This window comes from Haladaptatus sp. ZSTT2, from assembly GCF_037081775.1.
Taxonomy (GTDB): domain Archaea; phylum Halobacteriota; class Halobacteria; order Halobacteriales; family Halococcaceae; genus QDMS2.
Map to the genome: position 1 here is coordinate 1,358,281 of NZ_JBAMHQ010000001.1, position 12,155 is coordinate 1,370,435.

11 protein-coding genes are annotated in these 12,155 nt (G+C 58.1%); all 11 read right to left on the bottom strand.

The features are described 5' to 3' along the window. Window positions 1–34 precede the first annotated feature (34 nt). Window positions 35–688: a 3,4-dihydroxy-2-butanone-4-phosphate synthase gene (gene ribB / locus V5N13_RS07460; protein ID WP_336360250.1), complete on the bottom strand. Its 654-nt coding sequence runs from the start codon at window positions 686–688 to the stop codon at window positions 35–37. After that, entirely contained in the window at window positions 688–1,395 is a 708-nt protein-coding gene (locus V5N13_RS07465; protein WP_336360251.1) for a DUF120 domain-containing protein, read from the bottom strand. The genes ribB and V5N13_RS07465 overlap by 1 nt, the downstream gene beginning before the upstream one ends. A gap of 168 nt (window positions 1,396–1,563) precedes the next feature. After that, complete coding sequence (gene twy1, locus V5N13_RS07470) at window positions 1,564–2,544, bottom strand: 4-demethylwyosine synthase TYW1 (RefSeq protein ID WP_336360252.1); 981 nt, start codon at window positions 2,542–2,544, stop codon at window positions 1,564–1,566. A 126-nt stretch (window positions 2,545–2,670) separates the two neighbouring features. After that, window positions 2,671–3,105, bottom strand: a complete 435-nt coding sequence (locus V5N13_RS07475) for a metal-dependent hydrolase (RefSeq protein ID WP_332897281.1) — start codon at window positions 3,103–3,105, stop codon at window positions 2,671–2,673. An 18-nt stretch (window positions 3,106–3,123) separates the two neighbouring features. Next, window positions 3,124–3,645, bottom strand: coding sequence for a DedA family protein (locus V5N13_RS07480; RefSeq protein ID WP_332897282.1), 522 nt, complete (start codon window positions 3,643–3,645; stop codon window positions 3,124–3,126). Between the two features lie 80 nt (window positions 3,646–3,725). Next, window positions 3,726–4,790, bottom strand: a complete 1,065-nt coding sequence (locus V5N13_RS07485; protein WP_336360253.1) for a lysylphosphatidylglycerol synthase transmembrane domain-containing protein — start codon at window positions 4,788–4,790, stop codon at window positions 3,726–3,728. 2 nt (window positions 4,791–4,792) lie between these two features. Beyond that, window positions 4,793–6,274 (bottom strand): sulfatase, encoded by a 1,482-nt coding sequence (locus V5N13_RS07490; RefSeq protein WP_332897284.1) that lies wholly within the window; start codon window positions 6,272–6,274, stop codon window positions 4,793–4,795. 21 nt (window positions 6,275–6,295) lie between these two features. Beyond that, complete coding sequence (locus tag V5N13_RS07495; RefSeq protein WP_336360254.1) at window positions 6,296–8,158, bottom strand: ArnT family glycosyltransferase; 1,863 nt, start codon at window positions 8,156–8,158, stop codon at window positions 6,296–6,298. Between the two features lie 398 nt (window positions 8,159–8,556). Further along, window positions 8,557–9,984: an arylsulfotransferase family protein gene (locus V5N13_RS07500; RefSeq protein WP_332897286.1), complete on the bottom strand. Its 1,428-nt coding sequence runs from the start codon at window positions 9,982–9,984 to the stop codon at window positions 8,557–8,559. Between the two features lie 201 nt (window positions 9,985–10,185). Then, window positions 10,186–11,310 carry a helix-turn-helix transcriptional regulator gene (locus V5N13_RS07505; RefSeq protein WP_336360255.1) on the bottom strand — a complete coding sequence of 375 codons (1,125 nt, stop codon included), beginning with the start codon at window positions 11,308–11,310 and terminating at the stop codon, window positions 10,186–10,188. 272 nt (window positions 11,311–11,582) lie between these two features. Then, a complete protein-coding gene (locus V5N13_RS07510; RefSeq protein WP_336360256.1) occupies window positions 11,583–12,146 on the bottom strand; it encodes a HalX domain-containing protein in 564 nt (187 codons plus the stop codon). Between the last annotated feature and the right edge of the window lie 9 nt (window positions 12,147–12,155).

Genomic DNA, 12,155 nt, shown 5'->3' on the forward strand with positions numbered 1-12,155 from the left:
TTTCTCGTGGTTGAGAACCGCGAAAAGGAGCCGCTTAGAGCTCTGAGACGAGGCGTGCGCCTTCGATGTACGGGAAGCCGTGGCGCTCTGCGTAGGCGCGTGCATCCGCAGGCGAAAGTGCCTTGCCCGTCTCGTCGTCGAGCATCTCACAGACCACGACGGCGGGGGCGACGCCCGCGGCGTCCGCGAGCGCAATCCCGAGTTCGGTGTGGCCCTTGCGCTCTGCGAGCAGGCCCGGCGCGGCGCGAAGCAGGTGGACGTGACCGGGTGCGCGGAACTCCGCGGCGAAATCGACGGCTGCCGTGTCCGCGGCGGCCCGACCGAGTTCCGAAATCGTGAGCGCGCGGTCTTCGTCGGTGATCCCAGTGAACGTGTCGCGGTGGTTCACCGTGAGCGAGAACGACGAGCGCTCGTCGTACCCGAGGTCGTGGGCGGCTGCGATTGGGTGGTCGAGCACGTCTTGGAGGAATGGCAGCGCAAAGTCGTCTGCCACCGCGTCGGAAAATGCCACGCAGACGAGGCCGCCCGCGTCATTTCGCATCCGAGCCACGTCGCTCGCAGCCACGCTCGCGGCGGGGTAGACGAGGTCCGTTTCGCCTTCGCGGTCTGCGGCGTCGTGGATGAGCACGGGGCCACCAGCTTTGAACGCCGCAATCACGCGGTCTAAATCGCTCGCAGTTTGGGCCATCAGTTGTCCTCCACGACGTGAACGGTGACGAGATCGCCATCTTCGAGACGTAATTCGTCACGGAGCTTTGTGGCCGCAATCAGTTCGAGTTGGTCTTCGTCGTGGTGGGTGCGCTCTGGGGCGACCACGTGGACGGGCGTGTATGATTCACCGTCCGCCGTTTCGATGCTCGCAGAGTAGCAGACTGCGGGGCCGTACGTTCGCTCGTCGTCCTCCCAGCCGTCGATGGCGATGGGGTCGAGCGCGTGGAGGCCAGAGCGCGCGCGGACGCTCTCGTCGGTGAGACTCACGTTCAGCGTGCCGGGGAACGGTTCGTAGCCGAGCCGAGAGACGAACTGCTCGTGGTAGCCGGGCAGGGAGATGTAGTGGCGACCTTCACCCATGCCACCGGTGACGGTACCGGCGAGGTCGATTTGGGTGTCCTGTTCGAAGATGCGTCGATAGTCGGCGAATTCGCGGCGAAGCGCGCGCTCGCCGGCGTCGGTAATCGAAATCCACTGGCCGTCGCTCACGATTTCGCGGTCGATGAAATCCGCTTCCTCAAGACGCTGGAGGCGACGAGAGGCGGTTTGATTCGAGGCGTCGAGGCGGGCGGCGAGATTGGCACAAGAGGCCTTCACCTCGCCGGAAAGCGCACCATCAAGGGCGAGGAGTTTGAGTGTTGCGAGGGCGTCGTGCCCGATTTCGAGCCGTGCGATTCCAGACATACCTGAGAATTCTCTCTCGCCAGAGATAAGTATAACGGAAGTGGAAAGCATCTCAGAAATGAGATGGGTGGCGCACCGAGCGCCGTGTCGTGTCCGTCCGGATGGCGAGGAGACGCCTAAAGGCTCCGGTCACGGCGGATTTCGTCGGCGGTGGAGAAAATCGAGTGCCTACGACTGTCCCGTAATCGGGTCGCGCGCCCAAAACTCGCTTCCTTTCTTGAGTTTCGGCACCCACGTATCCGTGTCTTTTGCGAGCAGGGTCACCCGCGAGGCGGGCACGTCCTTCAACTCGGTGTGGTCAGGCATGTACGCCTGTACGTCCTCCGTGAAGGCGATGACCTCCTCGTGGCTCGGCATCGAGTCGCGGTCAAGTCGGCCCCGCGAGTGGCCGACGTGCATGTACGCCTTGAGTTCCACGAAGTCAGGGTCGGCGCGGTCGTAAAAGGCGGCGTACCAATCGGGGTTCTGCATGTTCACGCCCTTGACGAGCGTCGTGCGGAGCACGGTACGCGTGTCCGTTTTCCCAGCGAGCACGTCCATCGTGTCGATGAGTCGCTCCCACGAATCGTCCTCGACCGAGCGAACCGTGTTGTCGAACGTTTTGCGGTCTGCGGCGTCCACGCTAATGTAGAGTTGGGTCGGGTCACACCGCTCGATAACCTCCGGGCGCGTCCCGTTGGAGACGAGGAACGTCGTGATGTCGCGGGAGTGAAACTCGTCGATGAGTTCGGGGAGGTAGGGATACAGCGACGGTTCGCCGTCTAAGGAGATGGCGACGTGACGCGGCTCCATCGCTTGGTCGAACAGCTCGTGGGGAACGTTGTCGTTGCCGCCAAACCCGGAGAGGAGTTTTCGCTGGAGTTTGATACTCGCTTCCACGACGGCTGCGGGGTCGTCCCACTGCACGTCGTCCAGTTCGTAGGCGTGCCCGCGGTGGTCACGCCAGCAAAAGACACAGCGCTCGTTGCACTTTACGACTGGCGTCATCTGGATGCAGCGGTGCGATTCGATGCCGTAGAAGATGTTTTTGTAGCACCGACCCTCCCCGCGCAGCGCGTTCGCCGTCCAGCCACAGGTTTGGGCGGCCGTGTGGTTCTCGTGGTGGTAGTTCGGCGTCCCCACCTGACCTGGCCCGTCCGAATCACTCATTGCTAACAGTGTGGACTCCGGGCATACAACACTCTTTCCTCATACGTGCTCCCCTGGACTCTGGCTGAACCCGAAAGCAGGCGCTTCTGGCTTCAAACCGAGCGCAAGGAAACGGCTAGCTCCCGTTCAGCGATTCACCCAGGCGAGAACGACGAACGAGAGCGTCCAAAAGGAGAGATTTCCGGCGAAACTGTGGATGTTGATGTCGTAGGCGTAGTGTTCTGTCGTTAGCGGATAGAGCCACAGAATTCCCGCGTTGGTGAATGAGTCGATGACTAGGTGAGACCCGAACGCGATACCGAGCGCAAGAACAATCCGTCTTGGCGTGCCGACGAGGAGAAGGACACCACTTAAAAGCCCGAGAAACACGGGAGTGTGGAGGAGTCCGCGGTGGACGAGCGGGAATGACCACACATGATAAAAGAACAGGTCGATGTCCGGGACGATTGCAAACTGGATTCCGACCGCTGGTGGAGCTGTGGTGAGGGTGCGAACCAGCACGTACCCGACGAGTCCGTGCGTTGCAATAGCGAAAATGAGGTAGAGCGCGTGGTCGAGCATGCCTGGAACCCGGTGTGGCTAGCCAAAGTGGGTCAACACACCCAGCGTGGCAAACGCGAGGAGCGTCTCGAAACACAGCGTTCCGAGCGCAGAATAGACAACGAACTGTCGGTCGCTCAGTTCGGCGACCCCTGCAGGGACAGTGAACAGCCCACGAACGAAGGGGAGAGTGTTGCTAAGCAGGACGATTCCTGGTCCCCACCTGCTGAACCAGCGTTCGTACTTGTCGATTCGTTCGTCGTTGATTCTGAACCATCGGTTCTCAACGAGGTACTCTTTGCCACCTCGCTTCGCGAGGGTGAACAGGGCGTACTGTCCAATCGTCGCCCCGGTCACAGACAGGGCAATGACGAGTGCGTACTCTTGGGTTGTGGACATCGAAGCGATGGCAACCGGAACGAGACTCTCACTTGGCGCGATAAACAGGAGCATCGCCCCTTCGAGAATAAACAGGATGAACAGTGCTACCATCCCGTACCGCTGGATGATTTCGAGGCCGAGTGTCCCGAGTTCTGGTGGAATGAGTGATAGCTCAATCATGCACAGTCACCTCGATGATTGCCGGATGCGCTGTGGTCATGGAAGACGATTCGGTTTGAAGCGGTGGGAAGTGTCATGGCTTAAGCTTTCGCGATTACGTAGACAGTCGGGACAGCGGAGATGGCGAGGGTGAACCAGTAGCTTGCGACGCGATATAGCACTGCGAGCGCGAACGCCTGACTCGCAGGAACGCCAACGATTCCGACGAGGAGCGCGACGAGTGCGACTTCCACGCCGCCGAGACCACCGGGCGTCGGGACGAACCCCGCAAGCGTACTCGCAGGGACGATAAAGAGGACGAGCCAAAGGTCGAGTGAGATTCCGAGAACGAGGCCCGCAAAGTAGAGTGGCAGGACGAAAAACACCCAGCCGACGAGTGAGTAGACGAGCGCGTAGGCGAGTCGCCGCGGCGCAGTCGCAATGGTATCGAGCGTTTCGTAAAAGCGGTCGATTCGCGCGAGGATGCTCGCCACCTCCACCCGACTGGTCAACCGAGCGACGGGGTTGGCGACGGCTGTAACCGCCCGTTTGACGCCAACCCGGTGGTTCCATCCGATGTAACCGGTCATCGGTACCACCACGACAAGAGCAGCTAGGCCGTAGGCAGAGGTTTGGACGATTGGCGGGAATTCCGCTCGCGTAAGAAGGATACCCAGTCCGACCGCAGAGAAGGTGAAAAAGGGAACGAGATTCAGTAGGTCAGCAGTGACGACGCTGGTGAGGCTGTTCTCGTAGTTCGTATCGAGGTCTTTAGAGATGATGTAGGCGATGAAGGGTTCGCCGCCAACCTGCCCAAGCGGGGTAATGTAGTTCGCAAACGTTCCTGCGAAGAATGTTTTCGTGACGTGGGGAAGGCTCGCGTCAATGCCGACGATAGAGAGGACAATTTGCCAGACCTTGCTCCACGCGACGAGGCCGAGGAACGTCGAGAGACACGCCACGGCGAGCCACTCGTGGTTTCCGTAGACGAGCGACTCTCGAACCGCGTGGAGGCCAGCGGCTTTGCCGACGAGATAGAGCATCGCGATGGCAACCAAAAAACTGAGGCCGATTTTGATGCTGGTTTTCCGGTCTATACTGAGCATCGAAAGCGGCCGCTCTGGTTGGTCGTCATCGGCTGCGGTGGTGTCGGCTTGGTTGGTCACGGTTATTCGAGGTAACCAAGTTCGCGGAGACGGGATTTCGCTTCGGTGCTCATCTCGTCGAGCGACCCGTCGCTTGCCGTTGAATCCGTCCAATTCGATCCGGTCGTTGCTTCGAACTCTTCGAGCGCCTTCACGAGTTCGTCCTCCAGTTCGACGTCACGACCGGCACGGTCTCGCAGCTCATCGGGGTCTTCAGCGAGGTTGTACAACTCGTCAGGGAGTCCCTCGTTCTGCACTAACTTCACATCCGCGCGCCGAACGCCGCGCATGCGCGAGTAGAATCGAGAGTTCTCGTCTAACTCGACTCCCGCATTTGCGGCCTTGGTTTCGAGCTGTGACAGTTCGATGACCGGCTGGTCGTACTCGATAAAGGCATACTCGCTTTGGGAGAAGGTTCGGTAGTCAGTAGAGAGAAGCGACCGTGTGTGATCAAGTGGAATCGCCGGTTCCCGGGGCGAGATACCAGCGTGATCGAGGACGGTGTGGTAGAGGTCGAGCAGTTCGACCTGTTCGTCGTACGTTCCCGGGTCGAGGTCAGGATGTGAGATCATGAGTGGGACGTTTACGAGGGGGTCGTAAATCCCGAACTCGTGACCGTAGAGTCCGTGCTCGCCGTGGAGTTCACCGTGGTCGGCGCAGATGGCAACCAGCGTATCGTCTTCGTCATTTTCTTGGAGCCAGTCGAGCAGGCGGCCGAGTTCGGCGTCAAGGTGGCGGATTTCTGCGGCGTAGAGGCTGCGTATCGCCTCCCATTCCTCGTCGTCAATGTCGCGGGCACCGGAGTTGTACTCCTTCGAGTTCTGACACACCTCGGTCGGGTCGACGTCCGGCGCGTACTGCTTCCGGTACTTTTCTGGAGGATAATACGGCAGGTGGGCGTCCATCAAGTTTACGAAGGTGAACGAGGGGTCGTCGGTTCGCTCGATGAACTCGATAGCCTGGTCGATGACGGCCGGTGTCTTCGAATCTGCGCCCTCACCCTCTGCGAGGTATTCGTGGACGTCGTTTCCGAGTTCGACGAGACGGTTCGTAACCGACCGGAGCGTCGAGTTGTCGTTGAACACCTTCCAGCACTTCGCGAGCGGCCCCGACATGAGATTTCCCGGGAGTACCTCGAAGAAGTTGTCCTGGACGTCGAACCCACTAGTGAGACCCGTGTAGGGCGTAATCCACGCGTTCGAGGTGAAACATGCGGTCGAATATCCCTCGTTCGAGAGCGTTTCGGCGAGGGTTATCGAGTCCGTGAGATAGGGCGTCTCTTGGCTGGCGCCATGCTGACTCGGGTACTTGCCCGTGAACAGCGAGGCGTGAACCGGAAGCGTCCACGGCGCAGGCGAAACGGCCTGGTCGAAGACGACTGCGTTCGATGCAAACTGTTCGAGGTTCGGTGACGTCGAACAGTTGGCGTTGTACACGGACAGTGCGTCCTTCCGAACGGTGTCCATTACGACGATGAGTACGTTTTTGTTAGTTTTTTCTGACATGATTACTCTCTGGCAACGTTGTTAGTGTTCTTTGATTCCGGCAGGGTGGTCGGACGGGATACGAGGGGCGAAGGCGGGTGACTCAACCTGCTGGTGAGTCGTCGAAGTGGTGGCGTCGTCTGTCACCCGGAAAATCACCACACCCTCGTTCTCGTAGGCCAGCGTGTAGCCATCCGCCTCATTGAGCGAGGCGCGAAGACTGTTCGATGGCGCGGTTTCCATACCGCGGACGGTGTAGTCGTCGGTCGGTACGTAGACGTAGTTCGGTTGCACGTTCGCCTGTTCGATGGAGTGGCTCACACACGCCGCGTCGGTACACGTCGAAGCGTCGATGAACTGGCTCAGTTGGGCGTCGTACGCCTCAGGCCCCTTCCATTCGACACCCCACGGTCCAGTGGTGATTGCACGGTCGGTTGACTGCGGGAACCACTCGGCCGCGTCCCCCATCACGAGGAACTGAGACGTTGGCTCCGTGTTCTCCGCTGCCCACGTCATCGCTGCGGCGTCATTGTCGTCGATGAAAGCTGGGAGAGACGAACTCCCCCCGTGGGTATCGAGCTCACTTGCAGCGTAGAGGACGCCACCGCTCAGACACGCTACTCCAAGGACAAGCAAGACGACGAATTCGAGATGGCCTCGCTTGATTCGAGGAGGAGTGATGTCCGAAAGCGTCGGAAGGAGGAATTCGTAGACGAGTACCGCGACGAAAATCGAGTGAATCAGGTAGGCAAACCGATGTTGTGAGATGACGGTGACGCTCAACAGGAGCCAACCAAGGAGGAAGCCAAGCACTCGAGGATACGGGAGCGAACTGAACACCGGGAGAGTGGCATGCTCTTTGCGAATTTCCTCGATATGGTCTGAAACGATTGCCGCGAATTTCGATTGTGACTCCTCATCGACGATGAAAGAGGCAACCGCTCCAATTGCGAGCATAACACCACAGATGAGCTGGAGAAGTCCCACCGTGCCGAGGCCAACTATCCACGGTCCAAGGCTGATAAGATCTCCTGAGTGCGTTCCACTAGCCACTTCGAGTCCACCCGGAAGCAACAGAGGGCGAACCCAGCCGAAGACGTTCGGAACTTTCTGGGCCAGGCCGCCATGGGTCCCCGCGGCACCGGAGAACACTGCAGTTCCGTGCGTGGCAAGTATCTGCCCCCACCAAACAAAGGTGAGGGCGATGCCACCACAGCCGACGATTGCGCCGTCTTTGAGACCCTCGATGGTGCGAGAGAATCCAGCGAACAGACAGAGATAGCTCAGGACGAAAAAGACCGTGTAGGTGGGATGAGTCAGTATGGTGAGCGAGAACAATGCAAGCGAGACGACCAGCCACTTGACACGGCGGGTCTTGAAGAGCATGAGGCCAGTGTACAACCCAGTGACGAGAAACAGGAAAGCGGGTGCTCTGACGATACCGCCGGCCGACAAATGCCACTGTAAAATCGGCGGCGAGACCGCGACGACGAACGTCGCAAGGCCAGCCTGGCGGGCAGAGCCGAGCAGCTCGCGGACGAACAGGAAACAGGGCACGAGCGCGAGGGTTGTGACGAGTCCGGGGAGAACGCGGCTAATGAGAAGCGGGTTCACTCCAAACAGGTCTCGTATCGCCGCGACAACGTAGAACATCAACGGCGGATAGGCGAACGGAATCGGACTCGCATAATGGGGAATCGTTGCCGGGAGCGCGTAGCCGTGCTGGCTCACTTGCTCTGCCATGAGCAAGAACAGTCCGGCTCCGAACGCCGGGTATGGGTGGGTTTTCAGATATACGAGGTAGACGGTGATTCCCGCCACAAGCGCGGGCAGGAGCCAGACGTATCCACTCTCGGCAGTGGAGTCGGTGAAGGCGTTCGTGATCTTTCGATTCGGGATGGCCATGTGGAGGGGTCAGTGGTGCTTGGCTCGCTACCGAAACGGGAACCGTACAATGGGGTATCGATGGGATACAAATGGCATGGTACGATTGTTGCATGAGTTGCAACCGATTCCTTTGCGGAAATAACCCAGAATCCCGAACTCTCACGCAGAATATAATGACTACTGAGAACCCCACAATTAGCCGTATTCGGCGGTGAGCAGGAATTCAGTGTGTGAAATAGAACATTATCCCGATTCTAATGTATGCTAACCCCCAATTTTCACCGTCGAAACGCTGGCTGTCAACCAACTCAACGATTGGTGGGAAGTTCCGGGACACAGACTGCGTCAGCAACGGAGGTGGCCGAGCGAGTGCTGTGGGGTATAATCGTTCCAATTGACAGGAAAAACGGAAGCGGTTACGTTATAGAATCGTGATCGCGCTCTGCACGACGGTCACGAACTACCCAGAAGACTTCTGTACCCACCCAGGCGAGACAGGCGAGTACGCCGAGGAGGAGTCCGAGGATTTCGACGAATCCCATCCACACTGGCGTGATGTACATGAGTCCGTTGAGATACTTCCCAGGAATTAATCCCTTGAGACCAATGAGCGCCTTTCCGGTCACAGACGAGGAGTGCGATTTGAGACCGAGTTTGGAGGCGCTTTGCCCGCCGGCGCTTTCGTCACCGGTTCCCAGCCGTTCTGCCTCGTACGGGAAGGCGATGTTCACACTCCAAACGATTTTGCCGTTCTCATCAACCTCGAAGACGCGGTCTGCGTTCGAGTCGGTAATGAGGGTGTTACCGTTCGGGAGGCGGTCTGCGTCTCGTGGCCACTGCATCCTCGCGTCCTGCCACAACCACGTTTGCGTCCACTCGCCGTTTTCGCGCTGGTACTCGACGATACGGTTGTTCTCAGAGTCTGCGACTACTACTGCTGGGCCACCCCGGGTTTCTGGAATGTAGTCCGGATTGTGCTGCTCGTAGAGAATGTCGTGGTTATCGTCTGACCCAAGAGTCAAATTCTCAATTGCACCCTCTTTGTTCAGGAAGATTACCTCGTCGTGGTTGCGCATATCGACCATGATGCGACCATCGTCTAGAATCTCCACGTCGTTGATGTGGGTCCAGTCTTTCGGATACGGTCCACCAGAGCTGGTTTCGTGAACCTCGGTCGCGTTCCACGTCCACTCAATATCGTCCGTCTCTGTGTTCACGACGAACACACGGTCGAGGTAGATGTCGGCGACGACAAGGCGGTTCTCGTCGAGACGATCGACGTCGTGATAGCGTGTCGCCTCTTTCCCAGGCGTGAACTGCGTCCAAACTGTTGTCACCTCGCCGGTTGTAAGGTTGACTCGTTCGACACCGTTCAAGGTGCACGCCTCCGTTCCGTGGACGCGCTCGTAGTGGTCCCACGTCTCTTGGTCTACGCCATAGCTATCCGCATCCCATTCGGTCGGACAGTCACCGTCTTCGAAGTGGTGGGAAAAGGAGTACTCGACCGTTGTGTCGGTCTCCGGAACTGGGTCTACGTCCCAGTATCTGTCATGGGTCCCGTTGTAGTACAACGTCGTCCCGTCTGGATTGAACGCGACCAGTTCCGAGGTTGCCCGGTGGCCCTCGGTTGGATTCCCTTCCCACTGATTCGAGTCGGCGGCGATAACGGTGATACCATCGGACTCTGGGGCAATCTGTGCCGACATATCCGGTGCCCCCGACTCATCGAGATGGTTTTCGAACGAACCGCTGTTCGACGACGTTGCTGCTCCGTAGCCAACAGTGAGAACCGACACTGCGAGCAGGACGGTGAAGAAGATTCGGAGTGGTCGTTTTGAACGCATGGAGGGAGGTATTGGAACCGAAGATAAGCGCCCGTATATAACTGAACAATTGTTGCATCGGTTGTGGACGGAAACAGTGCCGCCTGCTGACCGAAAACAACCGTCGTCGCGCAGGTGAAATCGAGTCGTGTGTGTGACCGACAGGGGCGAACAGGAGTTGTTACTCGCTCGACGGACGCAGCGTCGGGGGTGATCTCAAGCCTACTCAGTGTTTGTCGAGGAACCGAATGGAGTTGGTTCCGATGGCGGGTGTTTCGGAATCGGCTCCTGTTCATGTTCACCGCTGTTTGGTGCGGTACGGACGATTGATGGTTCCTCGCCCGGCAGACAGATGAGATTTTCACGTCCAATGGTGATTTTGATGACCGATCCGTTGTCTGCCATGGTTGAAAGAAGGCGGCTCACTTTCGACTTAGACCAATCAGTCTTCGAGACGATGGATGACTGATTCATCCGCCCTTCATTGCGTTCGAGGAGCTGTTCAACGCGTGCCTCATCCGAGTAGATTGTCTCTGGTTTCGGGTCTGACAAGTTGTTGTCCGCTACCTCTGAGACATCTTCTGTGGCTGGTCCCGAACGATTCGCGCGGTTTTCCCAAACACCTCCAAGCAGCGAGCGAACCGCCACCAACTCGTCGATAATGCGAACAAACCCAATCCGACGGTTCGAAATACTCACCGAGAGGACGACTCCAAAGAGGAAGCCTGCAAGTGTTCCGGGAACAGTAATTGGGGAGAGCCAATCGTTCGGATTGCCACCGAGACTCAATTCACTCTGGTCGCTCAAGAAATCGCCATCCGAATCGGTCACTAGCGGGTTGGAGTTGATTCGGTTGACTTCGGCACTGTCGGTCAGCCCATCGCCGTCCGTGTCAGGGAGCGTCGGAACCGTCCCTTGTTCGTTTTCTTCGCCATCGCTGAGTCCGTCACCATCGCTATCTGCGGCGGTTGGATCGGTCGACCCCGCCAGTTCAGTCGCATCTCCGAGTCCATCACCATCAGAATCCGCACTCAGCGGGTCAGTGCCTCGATTCCGTTCGACACCGTCACTCACTCCGTCTCCATCGGTATCGCTCTCGCTTGGGTTTGTGCCAAGGCGTACCTCAGCGATACCACTTAATCCATCCCCGTCAATGTCGGTTGTTCCCGAAGTTGGGTCGAGAGATACGAGCGATGTTTCGGTGGTCTGCAGTGCGTCCGAGGTATCTGAGAGGTCTGCAGGGGTTGGAATCTGTTCGTTAGCAACCGCTGTCGATGGTAGCGCGGCGAGGGCTACGAGAACGACTGCCAACAAGAGTGTGTGTTTGAGTGTGGTACGAGGAGGCATTTGCAAATTGCCGTAAAATGGTGTAGTAACCACGTTATACGTTTTGGCCAAAGTTCGGGTAAGTATATATTTAAAGCAAAATTTTTGGGAAATACTAGACAGTACTGTAAGTATGTTTGGTTAACACGTCTGCAAACGGTTCAGTTTGGTGGTGGATAAATCCACCAGGCACGGTATATGGCTGCGCGTACGTCTTGCAGGTCACCGCAAGCCAACCAGTACACGAACTGACGTGCTCGCTTCCACGAAGGCGGGTGCAATGGAGTGGAACGTCAGCGACGGGGTTTGAACGTGGCCCGAAGGTCTTGGTCGTCGAGGGTGGTGGCCGTGTCCGAAAGCTCGTTTCGAAGCTGTAACAGCTCCGCTTCGAGTCCTGCGTACTCCTCGCTCGCTTCGAGTTCCTCGGGAGGTTTGGTCGCCTCCAGCGTCGCTTTTTTCGAGGCGAGTGCGAGGAACTCCTGCATCTGCTGGTCGTACGTAGCGCGCCGTGAGAGTGCTTGTACGGTGTCGAGGAGTGTCTCAGGCGACGACACGGGCTTTCTGAGATAGGCATCGAAGCCGAGGTCGAGGATGTCGAAGTCGGGTTCGACCCCGGTAATCATCACGACGCGACAGTCGAGGTCGCGGTCGGTGATGGTTTCGAGTACGGCTTCACCGTCCATATTCGGCATTCGGCGGTCGAGAAGCACGATGTCGACGCTCTCGTCGAGTTGTTCGAGTGCTTCTTTGCCGCTGTACGTGGGTCGCACCGTGTACGTTTCCGATAACCACTGGGCAAACGCATCAACGATGGAACGTTCGTCGTCAACAATAAGTACAGTCTCTTGGGTGGACATTATTCTGCG

What these genes read in the sequence shown, in the direction of transcription:
- ribB (WP_336360250.1), bottom strand. Translation starts at nt 688, where the DNA reads ATGGCCCAAACTGCGAGCGATTTAGACCGCGTGATTGCGGCGTTCAAA.
- V5N13_RS07465 (WP_336360251.1), bottom strand. Translation starts at nt 1,395, where the DNA reads ATGTCTGGAATCGCACGGCTCGAAATCGGGCACGACGCCCTCGCAACA.
- twy1 (WP_336360252.1), bottom strand. Translation starts at nt 2,544, where the DNA reads ATGAGTGATTCGGACGGGCCAGGTCAGGTGGGGACGCCGAACTACCAC.
- V5N13_RS07475 (WP_332897281.1), bottom strand. Translation starts at nt 3,105, where the DNA reads ATGCTCGACCACGCGCTCTACCTCATTTTCGCTATTGCAACGCACGGA.
- V5N13_RS07480 (WP_332897282.1), bottom strand. Translation starts at nt 3,645, where the DNA reads ATGATTGAGCTATCACTCATTCCACCAGAACTCGGGACACTCGGCCTC.
- V5N13_RS07490 (WP_332897284.1), bottom strand. Translation starts at nt 6,274, where the DNA reads ATGTCAGAAAAAACTAACAAAAACGTACTCATCGTCGTAATGGACACC.
- V5N13_RS07495 (WP_336360254.1), bottom strand. Translation starts at nt 8,158, where the DNA reads ATGGCCATCCCGAATCGAAAGATCACGAACGCCTTCACCGACTCCACT.
- V5N13_RS07500 (WP_332897286.1), bottom strand. Translation starts at nt 9,984, where the DNA reads ATGCGTTCAAAACGACCACTCCGAATCTTCTTCACCGTCCTGCTCGCA.
- V5N13_RS07505 (WP_336360255.1), bottom strand. Translation starts at nt 11,310, where the DNA reads ATGCCTCCTCGTACCACACTCAAACACACACTCTTGTTGGCAGTCGTT.
- V5N13_RS07510 (WP_336360256.1), bottom strand. Translation starts at nt 12,146, where the DNA reads ATGTCCACCCAAGAGACTGTACTTATTGTTGACGACGAACGTTCCATC.